Annotated in this window: 22 protein-coding genes; 16 read left to right on the top strand and 6 right to left on the bottom strand. The window is 66.8% G+C overall.

Annotated elements, in window-relative coordinates; translation table 11 throughout:
- Positions 1 to 59: 59 nt before the first annotated feature.
- The 4 genes from QCE69_RS29325 to QCE69_RS29310 all read right to left on the bottom strand — a co-directional run bounded on the left by QCE69_RS29325 (position 60) and on the right by QCE69_RS29310 (position 5,962).
- Positions 60 to 1,586, bottom strand: a complete 1,527-nt coding sequence (locus QCE69_RS29325; RefSeq protein ID WP_309934467.1) for an efflux transporter outer membrane subunit — start codon at positions 1,584 to 1,586, stop codon at positions 60 to 62.
- Between the two features lie 348 nt (positions 1,587 to 1,934).
- On the bottom strand, positions 1,935 to 3,653 hold the full coding sequence (locus QCE69_RS29320) for a S10 family serine carboxypeptidase-like protein (protein ID WP_309934465.1): 1,719 nt from the start codon (positions 3,651 to 3,653) through the stop codon (positions 1,935 to 1,937).
- A gap of 93 nt (positions 3,654 to 3,746) precedes the next feature.
- Complete coding sequence (locus QCE69_RS29315) at positions 3,747 to 5,321, bottom strand: S53 family peptidase (protein WP_309934463.1); 1,575 nt, start codon at positions 5,319 to 5,321, stop codon at positions 3,747 to 3,749.
- Between the two features lie 215 nt (positions 5,322 to 5,536).
- Positions 5,537 to 5,962, bottom strand: coding sequence for a GFA family protein (locus tag QCE69_RS29310; protein WP_309934461.1), 426 nt, complete (start codon positions 5,960 to 5,962; stop codon positions 5,537 to 5,539).
- 90 nt (positions 5,963 to 6,052) lie between these two features.
- Between QCE69_RS29310 and QCE69_RS29305 the strand changes: the two genes are divergently transcribed.
- From QCE69_RS29305 to QCE69_RS29265, 9 genes are all read left to right on the top strand, one after another.
- Positions 6,053 to 7,366: an inositol monophosphatase gene (locus QCE69_RS29305; protein WP_309934460.1), complete on the top strand. Its 1,314-nt coding sequence runs from the start codon at positions 6,053 to 6,055 to the stop codon at positions 7,364 to 7,366.
- Between the two features lie 4 nt (positions 7,367 to 7,370).
- Positions 7,371 to 7,886 (top strand): isochorismatase family protein, encoded by a 516-nt coding sequence (locus tag QCE69_RS29300; RefSeq protein WP_309925762.1) that lies wholly within the window; start codon positions 7,371 to 7,373, stop codon positions 7,884 to 7,886.
- A gap of 60 nt (positions 7,887 to 7,946) precedes the next feature.
- Positions 7,947 to 8,186 (top strand): DUF4148 domain-containing protein, encoded by a 240-nt coding sequence (locus tag QCE69_RS29295; RefSeq protein WP_309934459.1) that lies wholly within the window; start codon positions 7,947 to 7,949, stop codon positions 8,184 to 8,186.
- A gap of 332 nt (positions 8,187 to 8,518) precedes the next feature.
- Positions 8,519 to 9,211 carry a 2Fe-2S iron-sulfur cluster-binding protein gene (locus QCE69_RS29290; protein WP_309934458.1) on the top strand — a complete coding sequence of 231 codons (693 nt, stop codon included), beginning with the start codon at positions 8,519 to 8,521 and terminating at the stop codon, positions 9,209 to 9,211.
- A 10-nt stretch (positions 9,212 to 9,221) separates the two neighbouring features.
- Positions 9,222 to 10,211 carry a xanthine dehydrogenase family protein subunit M gene (locus QCE69_RS29285; protein ID WP_309934457.1) on the top strand — a complete coding sequence of 330 codons (990 nt, stop codon included), beginning with the start codon at positions 9,222 to 9,224 and terminating at the stop codon, positions 10,209 to 10,211.
- Positions 10,208 to 12,430 carry a xanthine dehydrogenase family protein molybdopterin-binding subunit gene (locus QCE69_RS29280; RefSeq protein WP_309934455.1) on the top strand — a complete coding sequence of 741 codons (2,223 nt, stop codon included), beginning with the start codon at positions 10,208 to 10,210 and terminating at the stop codon, positions 12,428 to 12,430. The genes QCE69_RS29285 and QCE69_RS29280 overlap by 4 nt, the downstream gene beginning before the upstream one ends.
- 112 nt (positions 12,431 to 12,542) lie before the next feature.
- Positions 12,543 to 13,130 carry a nucleotidyltransferase family protein gene (locus QCE69_RS29275; RefSeq protein ID WP_309934454.1) on the top strand — a complete coding sequence of 196 codons (588 nt, stop codon included), beginning with the start codon at positions 12,543 to 12,545 and terminating at the stop codon, positions 13,128 to 13,130.
- 162 nt (positions 13,131 to 13,292) lie between these two features.
- Positions 13,293 to 13,487: a hypothetical protein gene (locus QCE69_RS29270; RefSeq protein WP_309909813.1), complete on the top strand. Its 195-nt coding sequence runs from the start codon at positions 13,293 to 13,295 to the stop codon at positions 13,485 to 13,487.
- A 55-nt stretch (positions 13,488 to 13,542) separates the two neighbouring features.
- A complete protein-coding gene (locus tag QCE69_RS29265) occupies positions 13,543 to 13,827 on the top strand; it encodes a DUF2335 domain-containing protein (protein WP_309934453.1) in 285 nt (94 codons plus the stop codon).
- A 154-nt stretch (positions 13,828 to 13,981) separates the two neighbouring features.
- Here the strand turns inward: QCE69_RS29265 and QCE69_RS29260 are convergent, their stop codons facing one another.
- A complete protein-coding gene (locus QCE69_RS29260; RefSeq protein WP_309934452.1) occupies positions 13,982 to 14,692 on the bottom strand; it encodes a glycosyltransferase in 711 nt (236 codons plus the stop codon).
- A gap of 222 nt (positions 14,693 to 14,914) precedes the next feature.
- On the opposite strand from QCE69_RS29260, the gene QCE69_RS29255 reads away from it, so the two are divergent.
- From QCE69_RS29255 to QCE69_RS29235, 5 genes are all read left to right on the top strand, one after another.
- Positions 14,915 to 16,411, top strand: a complete 1,497-nt coding sequence (locus QCE69_RS29255; RefSeq protein WP_309934451.1) for a UdgX family uracil-DNA binding protein — start codon at positions 14,915 to 14,917, stop codon at positions 16,409 to 16,411.
- A gap of 134 nt (positions 16,412 to 16,545) precedes the next feature.
- Entirely contained in the window at positions 16,546 to 17,061 is a 516-nt protein-coding gene (locus QCE69_RS29250) for a hypothetical protein (RefSeq protein WP_309925744.1), read from the top strand.
- Between the two features lie 328 nt (positions 17,062 to 17,389).
- The gene (locus QCE69_RS29245) at positions 17,390 to 18,010 is read left to right on the top strand and encodes a glycosyltransferase family 9 protein (protein ID WP_309925742.1); all 621 of its coding nucleotides are present in this window, start codon (positions 17,390 to 17,392) and stop codon (positions 18,008 to 18,010) included.
- A 40-nt stretch (positions 18,011 to 18,050) separates the two neighbouring features.
- Positions 18,051 to 18,212 (top strand): hypothetical protein, encoded by a 162-nt coding sequence (locus tag QCE69_RS29240; protein WP_309819430.1) that lies wholly within the window; start codon positions 18,051 to 18,053, stop codon positions 18,210 to 18,212.
- Between the two features lie 127 nt (positions 18,213 to 18,339).
- A complete protein-coding gene (locus QCE69_RS29235) occupies positions 18,340 to 19,881 on the top strand; it encodes a methyl-accepting chemotaxis protein (protein WP_309927486.1) in 1,542 nt (513 codons plus the stop codon).
- Between the two features lie 52 nt (positions 19,882 to 19,933).
- On the opposite strand, the gene QCE69_RS29230 is transcribed toward QCE69_RS29235, so the two are convergent.
- Positions 19,934 to 21,427: a PLP-dependent aminotransferase family protein gene (locus QCE69_RS29230; protein ID WP_309934449.1), complete on the bottom strand. Its 1,494-nt coding sequence runs from the start codon at positions 21,425 to 21,427 to the stop codon at positions 19,934 to 19,936.
- A 145-nt stretch (positions 21,428 to 21,572) separates the two neighbouring features.
- Here QCE69_RS29230 and gabT point away from each other — a divergent pair, with 145 nt between their 5' ends.
- Both gabT and QCE69_RS29220 read left to right on the top strand, forming a co-directional pair.
- Positions 21,573 to 22,868 (top strand): 4-aminobutyrate--2-oxoglutarate transaminase, encoded by a 1,296-nt coding sequence (gene gabT, locus QCE69_RS29225; RefSeq protein WP_309934448.1) that lies wholly within the window; start codon positions 21,573 to 21,575, stop codon positions 22,866 to 22,868.
- 55 nt (positions 22,869 to 22,923) lie between these two features.
- On the top strand, positions 22,924 to 23,607 hold a 684-nt coding region (locus QCE69_RS29220; protein WP_309934447.1), incomplete at its 3' end, for an aldehyde dehydrogenase family protein.

Below are 23,607 nucleotides of genomic sequence, written 5' to 3'. Positions count from 1 at the left end.
CTCCCGACACGCCCGCCGCTCGCTGCCCGGTCGTGTGGAGCCCAAGCGGGATCGCCGGATCAGCCGGATGCAGCGGCAGCGTGCGCAGCCGGCTCGGGCGCAATGCCAGCGTGATCCTGCTGCCAGCCGCCGCCGAGATTCTTCACGAGCAGCACGTGGCTTTGGGTCAGCAGCGCCTCGGTGTCGCGCAGGCTCTGCCATGCCTGGATCAAGGTCAGGCGCTGCGCGAGCACGTCCTGCTGACTGGCCGCGCCGGCATCGAACTGCGCTTGCTTGCTCGCGAACAGCCGCAGGTTGTCGTTCAGCACCTTCGCGACCGCGTGCTCCTGAGTCTGCAGATGGTTGATCGAGGACAGGCTGTCTTCGACGCTCTGGAACGCCGCCAGCACCGTATTGCGATACGTCGCGACGCTCTCGTCGTAGCGCGCGCGAGCCTCGTGTTCGGCGGCCGTGCGCGCACCGCCGTCGAAGAGGGTCTGCGCGAGATCGGGGCCGAGCGTCCAGAAGCGGTACGGCACGGTGAACAGATGCGCGAGCGTGTCGTGCGCGAAGCCGCCGTCGGCAGACAGCGAGAGCGTCGGAAAGAACGCGGCCACCGCCACGCCGATGCCCGCATTGGCCGCCGCCGCCGAGCGCTCGGCGCTGACCACGTCATAGCGACGTTCGAGCAACTGCGCCGGCAGCGCGAGCGGCACGGCGGGCGCGACGAAGCGATAGTCGGGATCGGCGGCGATGCTGAACGACGCGGGCGGCACCCCGGTCAGCACGGCGATCGCGTGTTCGTCCTGCTCGCGCGCCGTGGCGGTTGCCTGCAACAGGGCGGTGATCGTTTCGAAGGTCTGCTGGGCGGACAGGACATCGTCGCTGGACGCGTAGCCTTCTGCCAGGGCGGTCTGGGTCATCGCGAGAAGGCGGGCGTCGATGTCCCGTTGCGCGTTCAGCGCCTGGAGGTCGTAGTCCGCTTGCCGCAGTGCGAAGTACGTCATCGCCAGACTCGCGGCGATGGATATGCGCGTGCCGGCCAATTGCGCATCGGAAGCCTGCGCGTTCGCCTTGGCTTCCTCGATCTGCCGCCGCACCGCGCCCCACAGATCCAGCTCCCAACTCACTGAGCCGAGCATGACCACGCTGTTGCCCGGCACGGCGGCGGGCGCGCCGGAATTCCGCGCCGCGCCCGCCGCCTGCGCGGCGCCGCCGGAACGCGTCCCGGAGAAACCCGCCGTGACGGTCGGAAACAGGCCGGCGCGGTTGGCCGCGACCGTCGCGAGCGCGACGCGATACGCCGCTTCGGCCACCGCAATCGACTGGTTTGCCTGCAAGGCCTGTTCGACGAGCTGATTCAGGCGCTCGTCGCCATACATGCGCCACCAGGTGCTGTCGATGGCGGCTTGCGGATTCGCGTCGGCGCGTTGCCAGTCGGTGCCTTCCTTGAAGCTTTGTGGCACCTGGATCGCGGGCCGCTGGTAGTCCGGACCGAGCATGCACGCCGCGAGGGGCAGCAGCACGGCAAGCGCCGCCACACGACGCCAGTTCAAGCGGCGTAGTGCAACGGGCCTGGGTGCGAAGAGCCGGAAAGCTGTTTTCACGCACATTCTCTTTTTTATTGAATTGGCCGTGCAGTGCGACTTGATTCGAATGTCCGCGTCCGGAGCCTTCGAGGCGCTGCGCGTGGTTCGTCGCCATGGACGAAGAAATCTTATCGACGTCGCGCGCCGATTTCGACGAGGCAGAGGCGAATCGCAGATTCGCTATCGCCGATTCTTTTGCGCGATGGATACGCAAGGTCTTTCGGCATGCAGACCGTTACGCACGTGGAGGAGGAATTTGAGAAGCGCCGTCTGGGAAGAAGGCAGGATGCCGAAGACAAAGAATTGCAGCAGAGGCCGCTGCGTCAGCCGGTAACCGGCGACGCAGCGGAAGCGGGACGATCTCCCTCAGCTGCCCGCGGCCGGCGACAGCGCGCCGAGCTTGTCCGCGGTGACCTTCTGCAGCGCGATGATGCGGGTCATCGCCGCGTGATTGCCCGTGGTCTCGTCGATCATCTTCGCCACGTCCGCTTTCAACTGTGTGCGCGAGCCGCCGTCGAGATAGACCATGTGGCCCGATGGATAAAACGTCGCCGACAGGTTCTGCCGCACGGTCTTGTCGATCAGCGGCATCTGCTGGAGATCGATGACCGTCTGATAGAACGGCGTCACGAAGTCGTACATGCCGTTTGCCGACAGCACCTTCAGGTCCACGTTCAGCGCCATGACCGCCGCCAGGTCACCCGCCGTGTAGAGGATCACGTTGCCCTTGGCATCGACGCCCTTCTGCGCGCCGGTCGGGTCCGTGTGCTTGAAGTCCCAGTTGAGGAACGCCTGGTCGTTGAGGTCGGTGAACGATGACGTCGAGGTGAATTTCAGCTGCTCGTTCAGATAGCTGTTCCACATCGTCGTGTACACGCCGCTGACCGCCGTCATGGTCGGATCGTTGCCGCCGGAGTTCGGATCGATCTTGCCCGCGATGCCCGTCGAGATGGCCGTCACGCGCCCGTCGTACGAACCGAGCGCTTCGCCCTTCGCCTTGAGCAAGGTGGTCAGGAACAGCGAGTTGCCGCGGCTGTCGTAAGCAGCAATGTCGAGACTCCAGGCCAGCAAGGTGGCCTTCTCGATGCCCGTGTATTCGGACAGCTTTTCGACCACTTCGTCGTCCGTCTGCGGAAACTTGCGCAGCGCATTCAGATAGTCCGTGCGCGCGAACTCCGCGACCTCTTCGACGAACGTGAGCAGGTTGGTCGGCGTCGGGTGCACGCCGAGCTTCTTGTGATACCACGCGTCGGCTGACGCCGTCGGCAAGGCGCCGACAGGATTGCCCGCCTGGGCGTAATCCAGAATGGACGATTGCAGCGTGACGCCGTTCAGGTCGATGCCATCCTCATGCAGCTTGTAGGCCAGCACGCAGCTGCGCGCCGTGCCGTAGGACTCGCCGAACAGGAACTTGGGCGAATTCCAACGGTTGTTCTTCGTCAGATAGCGCTTGATGAACTGCGCGATCGATCCCGCATCCTGATCCACGCCCCAGAAATCGCGGTTCTTGTTCGGCGCGATGGCGGCCGAGTAGCCGGTCCCCACCGGGTTGATGAAGATCAGGTCGCTGCGGTCGAGCAGGCTGTCCGGGTTGTCTTCCATCTGGTAAGGCGCGGGCGGCGTGAAGCTCGGCATGGCGGTCTTGATGCGGCGCGGCGCGAACGAGCCCAGCAGCACGAACACCGACGACGATCCCGGTCCGCCGTTATAAAAGAACATCAGCGGCCGGGTCTCTTCCTTCGCGCCGTCCTTCGTAAACGCGACGTAGAACATCTTCGCGTTCGGCTTCGAGCTGCTCGGATCGACCGTCACGAGATGGCCGACCGTCGCCGTATAGGCAATCTTCGCGCCGCCGATGGTCACGCTGTGATGCGTGATGGCCGCGTTCTCATCGGCCTCGCTGGCCTCGACGGCGTCGTCGGGACCGTTGCCGTAGGCGACCGGATCGAAATACGGCTGGTCCGTCTTCGCGGACGAGGTCTTCTTCGCCGCTTTCTTCGCTGCCGGGACCGCCGGAGCCGCCGCCTGCGATGCAGGCGCGGCTTCGGCGGAGGGGTGCTTCGCTGCCAGTGGATCGGAGTTCATCGTCGTCGCTCCAGAATCGTCGTCGTGGTTGTTGTTCACTGTCGGTGCTGCCTGCTCGTTGCTTCAACTCAACTCAATTCAATTCAAACGCACTCAGCCCTTGGACGACTTGAGCGCCGCCGCGATCTTGCCGCCGTCCGGGCTGCCCAGCCCGGTGCAGGCATCCCAGCCGGCCGAGGCTGAAAAGGTGCCGTTATTGCCTTCGGTGATGTCGTGGAACGCGGTCTGCGCCTTGTACAGCTTCGGATTCACGAAGCCGGCCGGCGACCCGTTGAGCGCATTGATGCGCGCGATCAACGCGGCCCACAACGGCGCGACGGCGCTCGTCCCGCCGACCACGGTTTCTTCACCGTCGATCAACACTTCGTAGCCGGTTTGCGGCGAGGCGTCGCCCGCCACATCCGGCACGCCGCGCTTCGCGAGCGCCGCATGCCTGCCGTTGCGCGTGACCGAAAGCCCTTTCTGCCAGACCGGCAGCGCGAAGACACTGGACACGCCACCGCCGCCCGAGCCGCCCTGGTCGCCGTCGTTCCAGGCCACCTCGCTGCCGATCCCGCTCGCCGAGGCCGTCAGGCTCGTGCCGCCGCAGCCGAGCACATACGGGCTCGATGCCGGGAAGTCGACGTGATCGGCGCCGTCGCTGGCGCCGTCGGACGAGCCGCTGTCGCCGGATGCGGCGCACACGGTCACGCCGAGCGCAGCCGCGCTTTGCAGCACCGCGTTGAAGGCGCTGATCGACTGCGACGACCAGTTGGACTCCGGGCCGCCCCAGCTGATCGAGATCACCGAAGGCTGGTTGCTTGAATCGTGCAGCGCGCGATTGACGGCATCGACGAAACCGGCGTCGCTGTTCGGCGCGAAGTAGACGGCGATGCGCGCGGCCGGCGCGATCGCCCCGGCGATTTCGATGTCGAGCGTCACTTCGCCGTCAGGACCGTTCGGATTGCCGGTGGGCGCGTTCTTCGCGTTGTCGACGCCGACTGAAATCACCGTCGGCGCCTTCACGCCGAGCTTCTTGAAATAGGCGCTGAGATCGCTGTCGCGGTAGCCGCCGCCCAGTTCGATGATCGCGATGCACTGCCCGGCGCCGTCGCCGTCGGGGAAGTCATAGAGGCGCGCGAGGTCGACCGGCGTGAACGACGCAGGCGCCGCGCCGCGCGCGGGCTTGAAGGGCGGCCGGAAACGGAAGTGCGGACGCGCCTGCGGCTTGCTGTCGAGGCCGAGCACGGCGGTCACGGCGTCGTGCATGTCGTCGGGCACGTTGACCGGACCCGCGCGGCCGCGATATTCGCCGATGTTGTGATGTTGAAAGCGTTCGAGTTTCACATCGAAAGCTTTCTGGAATTGTTCGATGGTGCCTTTCAGCACGACACTGCGCGTCTCGGTTTCCGCCCGCACGACGGTCAGGCCGTATTGCTTCGCGAAGGCCTTGACCTTCTCGACGTCTGCGTCGGAGGCGGTGAAACGTTTGTCGAACTCGGCGCGCGAAACGGGTTGAGCGGGCGCATCGCCCGCATCGATGCGCGCCATCATCTCCTTGAAGCCCGCCTCGTCCTTGCGCCGCAGCATCACGATCACTTCGATCTGTTCGCCGGGATCGCACGCGCCGATGCATTTGGCGCCTTCGGGATGAATCTTGTCGCTGCCGCTGACCGGTTGCTTCGCCATGATGTCAATACTCCTCGTTGGCCTTGCAGTTCACAGGTGACCGATCCTGCCGCTCTCGCGTGTCGCGACGCGCTGTACGCACGTCGCTCATCGTCTTATTTTCCGGGCGTGAAAGCAATTGCTCGGACCGTTGACGAGAGCATGCAGTTCCATTGAGACAAACGATGTCTCCAAATGAAGGATCCCGGATGATGAAGGCAACGAGGGGGTAACGGCTAATGCGCGGGCCGCTCTTCGTCATATTCGGGCCGCGCGCCCTGCTGCAGCCACGGCTCGCGATGCCTGCACCACAGCTCGTAGTCCGGCTCGAACACGCCGGTCTGATCGAAGGCGCCGAGCGGCAGATCGATTTCGTCGCGCGACACGAATTCCATATACGCCACCGAGCCGCACACCGGACAGAAATGCCGCCGCCCCTGCCCGGAACTCTGCCAGGTCGATACACTGCCGCTCATCGTCACGGCGCCGCGCGCATAGATCACGTAGGCGCCGAACGCCGATCCATGCACCTGCCGGCACGTCATGCAGTGGCACATGCCCACGCGCTTGTGCGGGCCTGCCGCGCGAAAGCGGAAAGCGCCGCATGCGCAGCCGCCCTCGTGAACCGTCGCACTGGTTTCGTCGCCCTGTTTGACATTCATCGTGCTCTCCCGGGAATGATCATTGCACCGGCGCGCCTGCCGCGCCCCCTGGTTTGTTACGATAACCCTTCACGATCGGAGATGGCACTCATGAGCACAGCGAGCACGGCCGGCAGCACCCGCACCTTGTCCCTCCTGAAGCTTCTACCCGGCGCCGGATCGGACTTCGGTCCGGCCGCCACCGACCTCGTCGCTCACGTTCTCTCGCATGCCCGTTTCGACACCGCCGCGCAGACGCACGCGCCGCGCGAAACCTTCCGCAGCGTCACGGTCGATGACGCCATGAACGATTCCTACGTGTTCCCGCTCGGACAAACCGGCCAGTCGATCGTGCTGACGGGTTACCGGATCGCGGCGGGCTTCATCGCCGAACGCGCCGCCGACGAATGGCTCGAACTGGCGCACAAGGAACGCCTCGGGCGCGGCCTGCCCGCCACGCCGGACGGCAACGAACCGCACCTCGCGCCCGATCCCGCCGAAGCGGACCAGTTGCTCGACCGCGCCGCCGAGTGCGCGCAGTGCATCCTGGAACCCGTGGCGGCCGATCCCGTCCTGGCGCTGTTCGAGACGCACTATCGCGGCGGCCGCGAGTTCCTGCGGCTGACGTGGGAAGGCCTGCCGGAAGATCTCGTGCCCGAGTCGCGCCGCCCGCTCGCCGCGCTGGCGCAGGACGGCGCCCGGCGCGAGAAGCGCGATTACGATCCCTACGGACTCGACGGCACGGACGTGTATGACGTGGACCGGCCGCTTGCGTATCGCGAGAAGATCGGGCCGTTTCTGTTCACGATGACCTACCGCCACGAGTATCCGCAAGTGGACGACGAGCGCCTCGGCACGGCGTTCGCGGTGTTCCACGAAGCGGGCAGCGACATCGTCGCGGCGGCGGTCAAGCTGCAACTGGTCAAGGTGCCGCCGTTGCAGAGCAGCGCCGACCTCGTCTACACGCTCGATACCTACTCCGGCGAGATGCTGTCGCTCGCGCTCGCCGCTACCGAGGCGCTCGGGCCCGAGAAGCTCTGCGAGGTGTTCAACGCGCATCGCGTGATCTATATCGGCCTGTGGGAAGTGCGCAAGCCGTGGCGTGGTGAAGGGCTCGGCGTCGCGCTGCTGCATCAGGCGCTGGAGCGGCTGCCCGTCGATGTCGATGGCCGGCCGAACGCGCTGTGCGTCGCACCGGAGCCGTATCAGACCGACATGCGCCACTTCGACACCCTGCCCGCCGTGCTGCGCGAGGAACTGAAGGCGCCCGCGCGGCGCCTCGCGACGCATCTGACGGGCTGGCTCGAGCGCTCGAAGCTGCCCATCGCGACACATTTCTTCGTGCCCATGGCGCGGCATGCCGGCATCGGCTCGGCGGGCGAGAATGCGCGGCTGATCGACCGCATCATGGAAAGCGAGGCCTGATGCCGTGCTCGTCGTCATCGACATGCAGGCTCGGCTGCTGCCGCATCTCGACGGCGGCGAGCAGCTGACTGGCCGCGTCGCGACGCTGATGCGCGCGGCGCGGTTGCTCGACGTGCCGATGCTCGTCACGGAACAGAATCCGCGCGGCATCGGCGGGACGGCGGACGCCTTGCTCGCTCATTGCGATGCGGCTCGCCGGATCGAGAAACAGACCTTCGACGCCACGCTCGAACCCACCTTTATCGCCGCGCTGCCGCCCGCGCCCGGGCCTTTGTGGATCGCGGGCGCAGAGGCGCATGTCTGCGTGCTGCTGACCGTATTGGGACTGCTGCGGCTCGGCTATCGCGTGGAGTACGTGGCGGATGCCGTGGCGTCGCGCCGTCCCGCCGATCGCGCCATCGCACTGGCGCGCGCGCAGCAGGAAGGCGCGCGGCTCACGACGGTCGAAACCACGCTGTTCAACTGGCTCGGCACCTATGCGCATCCGCGCTTCAGGGAGACGCTCGCGCTGATCAAGTGACCGTGCGACCATGGCGTTCTTCCGCTCGCTTGCCGTTGCACGAAGTCGAAGGAGCGCGCCATGACATTCCCAGTTCGCCCGGCCCTGTGCGCCGGCTGCCTGCTTGCCGCCCAGGCCGTGGCGCAGTCGAATGACACGGCGCCTCCGCAGCCGCAGATGCAAACGCCTCCACGAACGCAAACCCAGCCTGAAGTCACGCCGCCGAGCGCCCCGCTCACCCGGGCGCAAGTCCGCGCGGCGCTCGCCCAGGCCCGTGCCGACGGATCCATCCCTCGCTACGGCAACCCGCCCGGACGTTGAGCGTCGCTCACGAAACTGGCAATTTCGCCATCTTCCAGATGATGTGAAGTGCCGGATTTACCGGAACGTGCAGCTATTACCCGCCTTTGCTCCCGGCCTCGCACGGCAGGTGCGTCACGCACCGCATGGCACCGTACTTGCTGATTGCCAGCCGTCGCGGAGTCGAACGTTCGATCAGCATCGGGCCGAGCGCACGCCCCGCGTATCCCATGCACCGCACAGCACTCGAGCACCCGGCGCACGATGTCGCGTTCCGCCGCGGGCGAATGCCTTCATGAAGACCGGAGACTGTGCAGGCATCCGTCCGAACGAGCGAGGAGCATCGAATCGCCATGTCCCCAGCCAATACACCTTCCCAAGACGCCAGCGAAACCGCGCAGCAGCCATCGCGCCGACGGTTCCTGCAATCGGCCGCGGCGGCCGCCGCCGTGAGCGCCGCGCCGCTCGCGCACGCCCAGCAACAGGCCGCTGCACCGGCGCCCGCCCCGCTGCCGCCCGCCGCCGTGCCGACGCTGCCCGTCACGCTGACCATCAACGGTCATCCCTACGAACTGCAAGTCGAGGCGCGCACCACGCTGCTCGATGCCTTGCGCGAGTACGCCGGTCTCACCGGCACGAAGAAGGGCTGTGATCGCGGCCAGTGCGGCGCCTGCACGGTGATGGTCTCAGGCCGGCGCATCAACTCGTGCCTGACGCTCGCGGTGATGCACGACGGCGAATCCGTCACCACCGTCGAAGGACTCGCGCCCGACGGCGACACGCTCGCGCCGATCCAGCGCGCCTTCATCGAGAAGGACGCCTTCCAGTGCGGCTACTGTACGCCCGGGCAGCTGTGCTCGGCGACGGCGCTCATCGCCGAATACCGTGCCGGCGACGCCAGCGCAGTCACGGCCGACGTGCGCTTCCGCCCCGCGCAGCTGTCCGACGACGAGATCCGCGAGCGCATGAGCGGCAACATCTGCCGCTGCGGCGCGTATCCGAACATTGTCGCGGCGGTGAAGTCGGTCGCCTCCAGCAACGCCTGAGGAGACGCACATGGACGCGATCTCCTATCAGCGCGCCGCCGACATCGGCACGGCGCTGCAGGCAGCGAGCCAGCCCGGCACGATGTTCATCGGCGGCGGCACCAACCTGCTCGATCTCATGAAAGGCGGCGTGATGCGGCCGATGAAGCTTGTCGACATCACGCACATCGCCGCGCTCGACGGCATCAGCACGCTGCCCGACGGCGGCTTGCGCATCGGCGCGCTCGTGCGCAACAGCGACGCCGCGAATCACACGTGGGTCCGCGAGCGCTATCCGCTGCTGTCGCAGGCGCTGCTCGCGGGCGCGTCGGCGCAGTTGCGCAACATGGCGACGGTCGGCGGCAACCTGATGCAGCGCACGCGCTGTTCGTATTTCTATGACCCCGGCTTTCCCCAGTGCAACAAGCGCACGCCGGGCAGCGGCTGCGCGGCGCTCGACGGCCATAACCGCATGCATGCGATTCTCGGCGCGAGCCGTCAGTGCATCGCGACGAATCCCTCCGACATGAGCGTCGCGCTTGCCGCGCTGGACGCTGTCGTGCGCGTCACGGGTCCGAACGGCGAGCGGGCCATTCCGTTCGCGGAGTTTCATCGGCTGCCGGGCGAGCGGCCCGATCTCGATACCACCTTGCAGCCCGGCGAGCTGATCACTTCGGTCGATCTGCCGCCGCCGCTGTTTGCCGGACACTCGAAGTACCTGAAGGTGCGGGACCGCGCGAGCTATGCGTTCGCTTTGGTGTCCGTCGCGGCCGCGTTGCAGATGGACGGCAACACGATCCGTCAGGCGCGCATCGCGCTGGGCGGTGTCGCGCACAAGCCGTGGCGCGCGAACGCGGCCGAACAGGCGCTTGCCGGCAAGCCGCTCGATCCCGCCACGCTGCAGGCGGCCGCCGCACTCGCGGTGCAAGGCGCGCAGCCGCAGCGCGACAACGCGTTCAAGGTCACGCTCGCACAACGCGCGATCGTGCGCGCCGTTCAACAGGCCGGAGGTGTCGCATGACTGTCATTGGAAAACCCCTCGACCGTACCGACGGTGTGCTCAAGGTCACCGGCCAGGCCCGCTACAGCGCCGACAACACCGACGCCAAGCTCGCGCACGCAGTGATTGTCACGAGCACGGTCGCGCATGGGCGTATCGCGTCGATCGATACGAACCGCGCACAGTCAATGCCTGGCGTGCTGCTCGTCATGACGTATCAGAACGCCATGCGCCTGCCGAACAACGGCGTCCCCGATGCGCAGCCGCCCGCCGTGCGCAAGCTCACGCTGCTGCAGACCAACGAAGTGCGCTACAGCAACGAGCCGGTGGCGGTGGTCGTTGCGGATTCGCTGGAACATGCGCAGGACGCGGCGCGTTACGTCGACGTGCGCTACGAGGCTGCGATGCCCAACGCCGATTTCGGGCGCGCGAAGCCTCAGGCCTATCAGCCGGAGAAAATGATGGGCCGCGCGATCACGACACAGCGCGGCGACGTCGAGGCCGGCTTGCGGCAAGGCCCGACGCGTCTGAACGCGGTCTACACGACACCCTATGAACATCACAACCCGATGGAGCCGCACGCCACGCTCGCCCGCTGGGACGGCCCGAAGCTCACGCTCTACGATGCGACCCAGGGCGTCTCCGGCGCGCGCAGCGCGGTCGCGAAGTTCTTCGGCATCGCCGATGACAACGTGCGCGTGATCTGCCCGTTCGTCGGCGGCGGCTTCGGCTGCAAGGGCTCGGTCTGGTCGCATGTCGTGCTGGCCGCGATGGCGTCGAAGCAGACCGGGCGGCCCGTGAAGCTCGTGCTGACGCGGCCGCAGATGTACGGCATGATCGGCAACCGGCCTTTCACCGAGCAGCGTATCCAGATCAGCGCACGCGACGACGGCGTCATGACCGGCATGCGTCACGACGTGATCTCCACCACGTCGACCTTCGAGGACTGGACCGAAAGCTCGGCCATCGTCACGCGCATGCTGTATGCGGTGCCCAACCAGTCGACCTCGCACAAGCTGGTGAAGCTCGATATCGGCACGCCGACCTTCATGCGCGCGCCGGGCGAGACGAGCGGCTCGTTCGCGCTCGAAACCGCCATTGACGAAATGGCCTATCAGCTGAAGATGGACCCGCTTGCGTTCCGGGTGAAGAACCACGCAAACATGGAGCCGCAGGAGAAGAAGCCGTGGTCGGAGAAGTCGCTGCTGGAGTGCTATCAGCGCGGCGCCGACACCTTCGGCTGGGCGAAACGGCAGCCCGCGCCGCGTTCGATGCGCGAGGGCAATACGCTGATCGGCTGGGGCGTGGCCACGGCGACGTATCCGGCCAACCGCAGCGAGGCGTCGGCGGTGGCGCGCATCCTGCCGGACGGCACCGCGATGGTCGCCTCGGGCACGCAGGATCTCGGCACCGGCACCTACACGATCATGACGCAGGTGGCCGCCGACGCGCTCGGCTTTCCACCCGATTACGTGCGCTTCGCACTCGGCGATTCCTCGCTGCCGAAAGCGCCGGTGTCGGGCGGCTCGCAATCGGCGGCGAGCGTGTCGCCGGCGGTGCGGGCGGCGTCGCTGCAGGCGCGCGACCAGCTCATCGCAATGGCGCTCGCGGATCGCGGCTCCCCCGTCGCGGGCCTGGCGCGCGAGGATGTCACGGTGAACAACGGCTGGGTCGTGAGCCTGTCGAACCCCGAGCGGCGCGATCCGGCGGCGGCGGTCATCGCGCGCAACGGCGGCAAGGCCATCGAGGCAATGGCCACCGCGCGCCCCGGCGACGAGAAAAAGCAGTACGCGTTCCACTCCTTCGGCGCGGTGTTCGCGGAAGTGCATGTGGATGCCGAACTGGGCATCATCCGCGTGCCGCGCATCGTCGGGGTGTATGACGTCGGCACGCTGCTCAATCGGAAGACCGCGCACAGTCAGTTGATGGGCGGCATCGTGTGGGGCGTCGGCTCGGCGCTGATGGAAAAGAGCGAGCTCGATGCACGCTATGGCCGCTATACGAACGCCAACCTCGCCGAGTACCACGTGCCGGTGAACGCGGATATCGGCACGCTCGACATTGCCTTCGTCGAACATCCCGATCCGCTGATCAATCCGCTCGGCGCGCGCGGCATCGGGGAGATCGGCATCACGGGCGTGGCGGGCGCGCTCGGCAACGCGGTGTATCACGCAACGGGCATCCGCGTGCGCGACCTGCCGATCACGCTCGATACGCTTCTGCCTTCGACGCAGGCGTGATAGCTGAGCAAAATGCGCGGTGGCGCCTCGGCCCGCCGCGCATTTTTTTGTGCTTGCGGCGCACTTCGATGCGCCGCACAATCGCCGTTCGATCCCCATACGAGCAGCCGCGATGACCTATTCGTCGAGCGCGACCGGCGTCCTGCTGGCCGCGGGCCTGGGCACCCGCTTCGATCCCTCCGGCATTCACAACAAGCTGCTCGCCCCGCTGCCCGACGGCACGCCGGTCGTGTTCCAGTCGGCGCGGCGACTACTGGCGGTGGCGTCGGAAGTCATCGCCGTCGTGCGGCCCGGCGCGGAGAAACTGGCCGATGTGCTGAACGAAGCAGGCTGCGGCGTCATCTTCAGCATCGACGCCGAACGCGGCATGGGCGCCACGCTCGCCGCGGCCGTGCGCGCCACCTCGGAAGCCGATGGCTGGCTCGTCGCGCTGGGCGACATGCCGTGGATCGAAGCCGCGACGTATGAAGCCGTCGCCCGCGCACTCGACGGCGGCAAGCCGCTGGTCGCGCCCGGCTATTGCGGCCAGCGCGGTCATCCGGTGGGCTTCGGTCTGACGCATCGGGACGCGCTCATGGCGCTCGACGGCGACGCCGGCGCGCGTGGACTCTTCGCCCTGCATGAGCCTTTCATCGTGGATGCCGGCGACCCGAACGTGCTGCGCGACATCGATGTGCCCGGCGATCTCGGAGCCGTCTGAAGCGGTTCAGCGCCGGCGTGTACGCACCCTCTGTCGGGTTGTCTGAAAAGCGCTTGGCCATTGAGCTGAATTGATTCGGACCGTTTATCAAATGGTAGGATCAATTTCAATCGCGCGGCATTCCGGCGGCGCGGCGCACCCCTTCGGGGAAGAGAGCACCACATGACAATCCGGCGCGAAATGCGGCGCGTGGCCAACGCGTTCGCCTCCGTTTTTTCCATTTATCCGCGTACCGATTACCTGGCGAATCGTCCGCGCAAATCGCCTGCCGAGATGATGGACGACGCGTGGCAGAGAACCATGTCGGACTTCGACAGGACCTTGAACGGCTATGGACAGCGTCAGCGGAACCGCTGAGGAGACGCGCATTCGTTACGTCGCGCATGCGGCTCGGAGCGAAAGGGCTGAACCCGTGTCTGGACTGGATCAGTCGTCAGGCCAAGCATTGAGTCCGGCCTCGGTCATGGTCGCGGTCCAGGCGCATTCGTTCCGCGGACCCATGCCGTCGCCTGACTATCTTGCGCAGTACGACCGGATCATGCCGGGCGCAGGTCGAATGATCGTCGAGGAGTTTCAGATCAACGGTCAGCACACGCGGCACATGGAATCCATGAACGCGCGCGGCTCTATCCGCAAGGACGCCCGCGCGCAATTCATCGCAGGCATTCTCGTGCTGATCGAGTTCGGGCTCGTCTAAAGCTGGCCGAAAAAGAGCATGACGGCGTTGCCATCGCGGTGGCGGTCACGCTCCTCGTCAGCGTGCTCACGGCGTTCCTCACCGGTACGGTCATGAGGGGCAGCCGTGAAGCAAGGCACCGATGGAAACCTGAAGATCCGGCCCAGCGGGTTCCTCAGGCCGCAATCGCCGCGGCATCGTTTGAATCGCCGGCATCGGACACCGCCGGCAGATAGCGCTTGCTGACCTCGAGCAAGGTCGCGCCAAAGCCTTTTTGCGCACGGAAGTCCGTTCTCGCGCTCGTCACCACGCGAGGCATCGCGCTCCATTCAATCTTCGCGCCGCTTGCCATCAGCGCTTCCACCAGCGCCACGTCCTCGCTCGATTCCAGCGGCGGAAAACCGCCCGCGCGCAGATAAGCCTGCGCTGATACGCCCAGATTCGCGCCATGGATATGCCGATGCCCATCCGCATCCATGTAGGTGCGCCCAAAGTGCTCCCGCACGGCGTGAATATGCGGCGACCAGTCGTGTACGCCGATCACGCCGCAGACGGCATCGGCGTGACAGTCGAGCTGCCGCACGAGCCAGTCTTCCGCGACCGTCGTGTCGGCATCCGTGAAGGCCAGCCAGCGCGCGCCCAACTCGAGCGCGAGCGCCGCGCCGTGAGCGCGCGCCCGGCCGACATTGCGGGCATCGATCGATACCACCTGCGCGCCGTGCGCCAGCGCAATGTCGCCGGTCTGGTCGGTGCAGCTGTCGAGCACGACGATCACGCGCACCGGTTCGCCGGACAGTTGATGACACGTCGCGGCGCGGCATGCCGCCGCCACGCTGGCGCCGATATGCGCAGCTTCGTTGTGGGCAGGAATGATGATGGCCAGCATGACGGCTCCGTAGGTTGATCGATGGCGCGACGCTTCAGGCGTCGAATAAAAACAATCGAACGCCGCGACAGATCGATTTCAGCAATGACCGTACCCATGGCCCCGGCTGTCCGGGCGCGGAGTCGGCAAAGGGCACGATCGTCCCGAGATAGTTGCCTTAAGCCAATGGTCGTCGCTAGAATACTGTATGGATATACAGTACTTTTCCGATCCCGTTCGCCGATGAAAAGCGTCACCCTCGATCCGTCGTTTGCCGCGTGGCGCACCGAAGCACGCACTCTCCTCACGCAAGGCTTGCGTCCCGAGGAGGTGCTCTGGTGCGAATCGGACGCATCGGCCACGGTGTTCGGCACGATCCAGTCGTCGGCCGGCGCCACGGGCCCGGACGCGAAGCAGCCGGTCAGGATCGCCCGCGAATTCCTGGCCATGCTGGAGACGGCCGCGTGCTATCGCGCGCCGGATCGCTGGCCGTTCCTGTACAAGGCGCTGTGGCGCTGGACCCAGGGCGACCGCGCCATCGCGTCCCGGGAGGATGCCGACGGCCTGCGCCTGCGCCGGATGATCGAAGCGGTCGAGGCCGAGGAAAACACGATGCGCCGCGTGCTGCGCTTCAGGCATCGCGACTCGTCGCTCGGGCCGCCGGAGTTCATCAGCTGGTTCGAGCCCGTGCACGATCTGCTGGAGCATGCCGCCATGCATTTCGCCACCCGCATGGGCAGCGCCACCTGGATGATCGCCACGCCGCACGGCGCCGCCTTCTGGGACGGCGCGCTGCTGCGCGTCGACCGCACGAGCGAGCCGGAAGAAAAGCCGATGGACTTCGGCGACACCGCCATGAGTGGCGAGGCGGTCAGCGGCGACGCCATCGAGGCGCTCTGGCTCGCGTACTACGAGAGCACCTTCGCGCCGGCCCAGGCGAATGCCGCCGAAATGGCCTCGCACATGCCGGTGCGCTACTGGAAAAGTCCGTCGAACGAACGCGCCGATCCCGCGCTGATTGCCCGCGCCGATCCGTACTCGCGGCGCGACGGCCATCCGCGCAACGTGCCGTCTGACATGGAAGTGACGCTCAATACGGACCGGGAGCCGGTGAAGGGCACGATCCTGAACGCGCCGCCCTCGCTCGACGCCTGCCGGCGCTGCGCGCTCTGGCGCAACGCCACGCAGCCGGTGCCGGGCGTCGGGCCGGCCGGCGCGCGGGTGATGCTGGTCGGCGAGCAGCCGGGCGACCAGGAAGATCGCGAGGGCAAGCCGTTCGTCGGGCCGTCGGGCAAGCTGCTCGACGAAGCCATCGCCGAGGCGTCGCTCGCGCGCGAATCGCTCTATCTGACCAATGCGGTCAAGCACTTCAAGTGGGAAGCGCACGGCGACGAGCGCGCGCACGTCGCGCCCGCCCAGCGTGAGCGCGAAGCCTGCCGCTTCTGGCTGGAGGAGGAACTGGCGCGCATCGGGCCGAAAGTGGTCGTCGCGCTGGGCGCCACCGCGCTGAAGGCGCTCACCGGGCATCGCACGGCGCTGTCCGAATATCTCGGCAAGACCATCGAGCACAAGGGGCGCATCATCGTGCCGACCTATCACCCGTCGTATCTGCTGCGCCTGACCGACGAAAAAGTGCGCGCGGAAGTGCTCGGGACGATAGTCGAGGCGCTGGTGTTCGCGCAGCAGATCGCCGACGGCACCGCGACGATCCGTACCCCGGTCAAGGAGCGCACGCGCTGACGGCGCACCCGTTGCGCGCCTTTCAGGCGTCCAAGTGCAACAGGAAGCAACAGGAGAAACAAGACGAAAGAGCCGTCAACGATCCTGTAAGCCGCGCGTTAATATCGATGTCGCGTCGATCCCGGCGCTCACCGATGGTTACGACCACAACTTACATGGCCGCTCTCCCGCTCCAGGAACTCCACCGTCAACAATCGCTGCTGGCGCTCGTGCCGAAGTCGGCCGGGCAGCTGAAGACCGAGCGGGAACGCCTCGTCATCCGCGCGCAGTGGCTGTTGAATCTCACCATCGCCGTGGCGCTCGCCGGTGCGGCGCTCATCGCCTGGCTGCCGTTCTCGCCGGTGCCCCACGAATTCCGTTTCGGCGTGCAGGAAGTGCTCGCGGTCGCCGTGTTCGCGTCCTGCCTGTTCATCCTGCATGAGCGCGCCGAGCTTTCGCTGGGCCTCTACGACTACGAACCCGTCGAGCAGACGACCCAGGGCGAATTGCGCGCGTTGCTGCATCGCGTGCCCGAAGGCACGTCGTATCAGGAAGCGCTCGCCGCCGACAACCGCACTTTCGTGACCGGCGAAATCGAAGGCATTCGCCGCCGCGCCGAAGCGTTCGTGCCGAAAGCCCTGCCCGCCGACGACGGCAACGCCGAAACCTGATTCCCGGCCTCCGCCGTACAACGTCTCCGTAAAAGCCGCCGCCTTGCCTTGACGAGGCAGCGGCTTTTTTACGCTCCACGACTGACTCCCGCTCCACACCGGCCGCCTTGACGCGCGCCGCCGCTGCTCCTTCAATATCTGTCAGAGCCGTCTTCGACCAGACTGTCACGCGCGCCGTTGCACTTCGTGCACGTCACGGCGTGCGTTTGAAAGCATCGGCACACGCCATGCGCACGCGCCGGCCCGGGCATGGACGGTGCTTGCCCGCTCCAGCCACCGCGTCATCGCGGACGATCCAACGAGGCCCACGCCACTTGCAGGAGCCAGGATGCGAGCCAATCCCCTTTCCATCATGAGCGACGAATTCACCCCGGCATTGCTGCCCGACACGCCGGGCGCGCCTCATGTCAGGTCCCGCGCGGAGGGTGCAGCCCCTCCGCCCGACACCGAATACGACGAACTCGCCGCGTTACATGGCATCGAGCAGGAGCGGCTGGTGTTGCTGCATCCGGGCAGTCACGGCGCGCCGCCGGCCTGGCCCGCCGAGCGTTACGCCGATCTCGCCGACCAGCTCGCCGCCGATGGCTGGCAGATCGCCATCGTTGGCGATGCGCCCGATCCCGTGCGCACGGGCGGCGTGCTGGGCGCGATGCAGACGGCCGCGCTGTTCCTGGCGGGCGCGGTCGCGCCGCGCGTGCTGCCGCGCCTGATTGCCCATGCGCGCCTGCTGGTGTCGGACGACGCCGCGCCGGCTTCCTCGGCCGCCGTGTCGCCGGTCGCCATGGCCCGCGCGCTCGGCACGCCGCACATCGTGCTCGCGGAGCACCCGCGCGACACGACCAGCGACGCCATCACGGCCCGCGCCCGCGCCCTCCTCTCGGACGCAGGCGGCGCGCATCCCGGCGCGCCGTTCACGCTGCACATGCCGGCCGCACCCCAATCCGCGTGACGAGGCCGTCCGCGCGCCGAACCGTCTTTCGAGGGACACCATGAAAATCGACCTGCAGACCAATCCCGTCCCGGATCCTGTCGCGGACCCGAACCGCGATCCGGAAGCCGATCCGCTGACGCCGCCGTCGCCGGGACATCGTCCGGACGAACCGCAGCATCCCGATGCACCGCCGGACAAGGATCCGATCCGCCGCTTCTGAACGCGCCCGGAACCCGCGGGTTTTCCCCGCCCTCATGACGCCGCCGCGCCTGCCGTAAAGCGGGCATGCGGCGGCATGCGCCGTCGCAACCGACAATACCAAGAGGCGGCAGGCGCACATGAACAGAATGACGTTGAACAGGAAGCTCGGCTCGATGATCGCCGTGCTGTGGATCGGCTTGATTGCGATCGGGATCATCGGGGCGTGGCAGAACCGGTCGTCGATGATCGAGGACCGCAAGGAACAGTTGAAGACCCTCGTCAACGAAGCGCACGCCATCACCGCGCACTACGCCGCGCTCGCGGCCGACAAGACCCTCACCGAAGAAGAAGCCAAAAAGCGCGCGCTGGACGTGGTCGGCGCGATCCGCTACGGCGCGGACGGCTATCTCTCGATCAACGATTCGCATCCGAAAATGGTGATGCATCCGATCAAGCCCGCGATGAACGGACAGGACCTGTCCGGTTACACGGACCCGGCGGGCAACCGCCTGTTCGTCGATATCGTCAAGGCCGGCGATCAGGCGGGCGGCGGCTTCATCAGCTACCTGTGGCCGAAGCCGGGCAGCGACAAGCCGGTCGGCAAGATGTCCTACTCGCAGCGCTTCGCGCCGTGGGACTGGTACATCGTCACCGGGATGTACATGGACGACGTGCAAAGCGCCTTCTGGGCAAGCGCGCTGCGCTGGCTCGCGATCACGGCGGTGCTCGGCGGCATCGCGACGGCCGCGATGCTGATCGTCCTGCGCAGCATCCGGCGCAATCTCGGCGGCGAGCTGGAACTCGCGGTCGGCGCGGCGCACCGCATCGCGCGCGGCGACCTGACAAGCGCCGTCGACGTGCATCCGGACGACACCACCAGCCTGCTGCACGCGCTCGGCATCATGCAGCGCGGTCTGGTCGAAACGGTCTCGCGCGTTCGCAACGGCACCGAGAACATCAATGTCGGCGCATCGGAAATCGCGGCGGGCAACACGGATCTCTCGCAACGCACCGAGGAACAGGCGGCTGCGCTCGTGCAGACCGCGTCGAGCATGGACGAGATGACCGCCAACGTGAAGAACAACGCCGAAAGCGCCGCGCAGGCCGCGCGCCTCGCCGAGCAGGCAGCGGACGTGGCGACGCGCGGCAGCGGCGTCGTCGACGACGTGATCGACACCATGACGCGCATCACCGCCAGCTCGCGGCAGATCGGCGACATCATCGGCGTGATCGACGGCATCGCGTTCCAGACCAATATCCTCGCGCTCAACGCGGCCGTCGAAGCGGCGCGCGCGGGCGAACAGGGCCGCGGCTTCGCGGTCGTCGCGGCGGAAGTGCGCAGTCTCGCGCAGCGTTCCGCCACGGCCGCCAAGGAAATCAAGGCGCTGATCGAAACCTCGACGCAGACGGTGGAACGCGGCGCGTCGCTGGTGTCGAACGCGGGCGCGACGATGGGCGAGATCGTCCAGTCGGTGCGCCGCGTGAACGAGATTCTCGACGAGATCAGCCACGCATCACGCGAGCAGAGCGCGGGCATCGAGCAGGTGAACCGTGCAGTGGTCGAGATGGATCAGGTCACGCAGCAGAACGCCGCGCTGGTCGAACAGGCGGCCGCCGCCGCGCACTCGCTGAAGGATCAGGCGGATGTGCTGCGCGAGGCGATCGGCAGTTTCAGGCTGCCTGCCTGAGTCACCTAAAAGCGGTGAAAAGCGCACGACGTGTCGTGCGCTTTTTTTTCGTTCAGCGCAGGAAGCGGTCGATCACGTCCGCGAGCACGGCGAAAGATGGCGCGATGTCCTCGTCCGGCACGCACGCATAGCCGATCAGCAGGCCCGACTCCGCCTCCGGCCGATGCGCGTAATACCCCGACAGCGGCCGCACGACGATATTCGCGGCCAGCGCCGCCGCGGCAACGGCGCGATCGTCGATTTCCTTCGGCAGCCTGAGCACCAGATGCAGCCCGGCATCGCCGCCGGCGATGGCAAGCGTCTCGCCATAGCGCGCGGCGATGGTGGCGAGCATCACGTCGCGGCGCTGGCCATAGAGCACGCGCATGCGCCGGATATGCGACGTGAAGTGTCCCTGTTCGATGAACTCGGCCAGCACGGCCTGCTGCAGGAGCTGTCCCTCGCGATACAACTCGGCGCTCGCGGTCGCGAAACTCTCCGCGAGCGCTTCCGGCACCACCACGTAACCCACGCGCAATCCCGGGAACAGCGTCTTGCCGAAGCTGCCGACGTAAATCACCTGCCCGCCCGTGTCCATGCCCTGCAACGAGGCGAGCGGACGGCTGCCGTAGCGGAATTCGCTGTCGTAATCGTCCTCGATGATCCAGCAGCGATGCTGGCGCGCGTATTCCAGCAGCATGCGGCGGCGCGCGAGGCTCATCACCATGCCGAGCGGATATTGGTGCGACGGCGTGACGAGCATCAGACGCGGCGGCGCGGCGAGATCGGCGGGCGTCGGCGCGATGCCTTCCGCATCGACCGGAATCGCCTTCAGGTCCAGCCCGGACACCTGCAGCACGCTGCGCACGCCCCAATAACAGGGATCTTCGGTCCAGATGGTGTCGCCGGCGTCGGCGAGCAGGCGCGTGGCGAGATCGATCGACTGATGGATGCCAGTCGTCACGACGATCTGTTCCGGCGTGCAGCGCACCGACCGCGACGTGCGCAAATAGTCCGCGAGCGCATGGCGCAGACCGGCGTGGCCGCCGCCGGGCGCATAGGTCAGCAGATCGGGCTGTGGACGGCGCCAGTATTTCGCGTGCAGCCGGTTCCACACACGCGACGGGAACCGCGACACGTCCGGCACGCCCGGCATGAACGCGCCGCCCTGCCGCTTCGAGACGCCCGCGCCCGCGATCAGCCGCGTACCGCGTGCCGAAAGCGCCGGTTGCTCAGCCTCGATGGCGGACGGCAAGGCGGCGGGCGGTGTGTCGTCGAAGAGGATTTCGTCGGGCGCGCCGTCGGTGACGAAGGTGCCGCGCCCCGTCGCCGACGACACGTAGCCTTCAATGGCGAGTTGCTCGTAGACCTGCGTCACCGTATTGCGTCCGATGCCCAGCTCCGCCGCCAGCAGCCGCGACGACGGCACCTTCGCGCCCGCCGCGAGCTCGCGCGTGAGGATCGCCTGCTGGAGAAGCTGGTGCAGTTGCCGGTAGACCGGCTGACCATTGCCCCGCTCGATCCGCTGGGCCAGCCAGTCCGACAACACGCTGGCACGATTGGACATCCGATTGGCCCCTATAGATTTATTGAAATGGCTCTGAACTTGAGGGCCAAATCTTACTATAGTCATCGCATCGTCCCGTGGGCCATCTGGCCTGCCGGACCCTCTCGCCGCAGCCGAAACGCCCCGTCCATCCAAGGAGATCCCCGTGAGCACCCCCGTCAAGAACGCAGACCTGCAAGCCCGCAAAAACGCCGCAACCCCGCGCGGCGTCGGCGTGATGTGCGATTTCTACGCGGCGCGCGCCGAGAACGCGGAACTGTGGGACGTCGAGGGCCGCCGCTTCATCGACTTCGCGGCGGGCATCGCCGTCTGCAACACCGGGCATCGTCATCCGAAGATCGTCGAGGCGATCCGCGCCCAACTCGACTGCTTCACCCATACCGCGTACCAGATCGTGCCTTACGAGTCGTACGTATCGCTCGCCGAGAAGATCGCCGCCCGCGCGCCCGGCGCGTATCCGAAGAAGACCGCGTTCTTCACGACCGGCGCGGAAGCCGTCGAAAACGCCGTGAAGATCGCGCGCGCCGCGACCGGCCGTCCGGGCGTGATCGCGTTCACCGGCGGCTTCCACGGCCGCACGCTGATGGGCATGGCGCTCACCGGCAAGGTCGCGCCGTACAAGATCGGCTTCGGGCCGTTCCCGTCGGACGTGTTCCACGCGCCGTTCCCCAATCCGCTGCACGGCGTCTCGGTGGAAGATTCGCTGCGCGCCATCGAACACCTCTTCAAGGCCGACATCGAAGCCGCGCGCATCGCCGCGATCATCTTCGAACCCGTGCAGGGCGAGGGCGGTTTCTATCAGGCGCCGGTGGAATTCGTGCGCGCGCTGCGCCGCCTTTGCGACGAGCACGGCATCCTCCTGATCGCCGATGAAGTGCAGACCGGCTTCGCACGCACCGGCAAGCTCTTCGCGATGGAGCACTACGGCGTCGCGCCGGATCTGATGACCATCGCGAAGTCGCTCGCGGGCGGCATGCCGCTGTCGGGTGTCGTCGGCCGGGCGGAGATCATGGACGCAGCCGCGCCCGGCGGTCTCGGCGGCACCTATGCGGGCAATCCGCTGGCGGTGGCGGCGGCGCACGCGGTGCTCGACATCATCGACGGAGAAAAGCTGTGCGAACGCGGCGCGGCGCTCGGCGACAAGCTGAAGGCCAAGCTGGAAGCGCTCAAGGCCGACGTCCCGCAGATTGCCGATGTGCGCGGCCCGGGCGCGATGGTGGCCGTGGAGTTCTGCAAGCCCGGCACGCATGACGCCGACGCCGCCTTCGCCAAGCACGTGCAGACGCGCGCGCTGGAGCGTGGCTTGCTGCTGCTGGTGTGTGGCGTGTATTCGAACGTGGTGCGTTTCCTGTTCCCGCTGACGATCCAGAACGAGGTGTTCGACGAAGCGCTGGGCATCCTGGAAGACGTGCTGACGGAAACGGTCGGCGCCACGGTGTGACGATCGAAGGCATGATCGACCCACGCTCCCGATCAATCGCAAAGGATTCGCAGAAATGAGCCTGAAAGACCAACTGAAAGACCCGACCCTGCTGCGTCACGCAGCCTACATCGACGGCGAATGGCAGCAGGCCGACAACGGTGCGACCTTCGACGTGGTGAATCCCGCGACAGGTGAATCGCTCGGCGCCGTGCCGAAGATGGGCACGGCTGAAACGCGCCGCGCGATCGATGCAGCGAACGCTGCGTGGCCCGCCTGGCGCAAGAAGACCGCGAAGGAACGCGCGGCCGTGATGCGCAAGTGGTTCGACCTGATGACGGAAAACGCCGATGACCTCGCGCTGATCCTCACCACCGAACAAGGCAAGCCGCTCGCCGAGGCCAAGGGCGAAATCGGCTACGCGGCGTCGTTCATCGAATGGTTCGCGGAAGAAGGCAAGCGCGTCGCCGGCGATACGCTCGCCACTCCGGCAGCGGACAAACGCATTGTCGTGACGAAGGAGCCGATCGGCGTATGCGCGGCGATCACTCCCTGGAACTTTCCGGCAGCAATGATCACCCGCAAGGTCGGCCCCGCGCTCGCAGCCGGTTGCCCGATCGTGGTGAAACCAGCAGAAGCCACCCCGTTCTCGGCCTTCGCAATGGCCGTGCTCGCCGAACGCGCCGGCATTCCGAAGGGCGTGCTGAGCATCCTCACCGGCGACCCGAAAGCCATCGGCGAGGAAATGACCGGCAATCCG

The sequence above is a fragment of the Caballeronia sp. LZ032 genome (assembly GCF_031451315.1).
GTDB lineage: Bacteria > Pseudomonadota > Gammaproteobacteria > Burkholderiales > Burkholderiaceae > Caballeronia.
This window is presented reverse-complemented; position numbering and strand designations above follow the sequence as displayed.

Excerpts from the sequence above, each read along its gene's own strand:
- QCE69_RS29315 (WP_309934463.1), bottom strand. The coding sequence starts at position 5,321 with ATGGCGAAGCAACCGGTCAGCGGCAGCGACAAGATTCATCCCGAAGGC.
- QCE69_RS29245 (WP_309925742.1), top strand. The coding sequence starts at position 17,390 with ATGCGAGCCAATCCCCTTTCCATCATGAGCGACGAATTCACCCCGGCA.
- QCE69_RS29275 (WP_309934454.1), top strand. The coding sequence starts at position 12,543 with ATGACCTATTCGTCGAGCGCGACCGGCGTCCTGCTGGCCGCGGGCCTG.
- QCE69_RS29235 (WP_309927486.1), top strand. The coding sequence starts at position 18,340 with ATGACGTTGAACAGGAAGCTCGGCTCGATGATCGCCGTGCTGTGGATC.
- QCE69_RS29230 (WP_309934449.1), bottom strand. The coding sequence starts at position 21,427 with ATGTCCAATCGTGCCAGCGTGTTGTCGGACTGGCTGGCCCAGCGGATC.
- QCE69_RS29310 (WP_309934461.1), bottom strand. The coding sequence starts at position 5,962 with ATGAATGTCAAACAGGGCGACGAAACCAGTGCGACGGTTCACGAGGGC.
- QCE69_RS29240 (WP_309819430.1), top strand. The coding sequence starts at position 18,051 with ATGAAAATCGACCTGCAGACCAATCCCGTCCCGGATCCTGTCGCGGAC.
- QCE69_RS29305 (WP_309934460.1), top strand. The coding sequence starts at position 6,053 with ATGAGCACAGCGAGCACGGCCGGCAGCACCCGCACCTTGTCCCTCCTG.
- QCE69_RS29295 (WP_309934459.1), top strand. The coding sequence starts at position 7,947 with ATGACATTCCCAGTTCGCCCGGCCCTGTGCGCCGGCTGCCTGCTTGCC.
- QCE69_RS29280 (WP_309934455.1), top strand. The coding sequence starts at position 10,208 with ATGACTGTCATTGGAAAACCCCTCGACCGTACCGACGGTGTGCTCAAG.
- QCE69_RS29255 (WP_309934451.1), top strand. The coding sequence starts at position 14,915 with ATGAAAAGCGTCACCCTCGATCCGTCGTTTGCCGCGTGGCGCACCGAA.
- QCE69_RS29290 (WP_309934458.1), top strand. The coding sequence starts at position 8,519 with ATGTCCCCAGCCAATACACCTTCCCAAGACGCCAGCGAAACCGCGCAG.
- QCE69_RS29270 (WP_309909813.1), top strand. The coding sequence starts at position 13,293 with ATGACAATCCGGCGCGAAATGCGGCGCGTGGCCAACGCGTTCGCCTCC.
- QCE69_RS29320 (WP_309934465.1), bottom strand. The coding sequence starts at position 3,653 with ATGAACTCCGATCCACTGGCAGCGAAGCACCCCTCCGCCGAAGCCGCG.
- QCE69_RS29250 (WP_309925744.1), top strand. The coding sequence starts at position 16,546 with ATGGTTACGACCACAACTTACATGGCCGCTCTCCCGCTCCAGGAACTC.
- QCE69_RS29285 (WP_309934457.1), top strand. The coding sequence starts at position 9,222 with ATGGACGCGATCTCCTATCAGCGCGCCGCCGACATCGGCACGGCGCTG.
- QCE69_RS29260 (WP_309934452.1), bottom strand. The coding sequence starts at position 14,692 with ATGCTGGCCATCATCATTCCTGCCCACAACGAAGCTGCGCATATCGGC.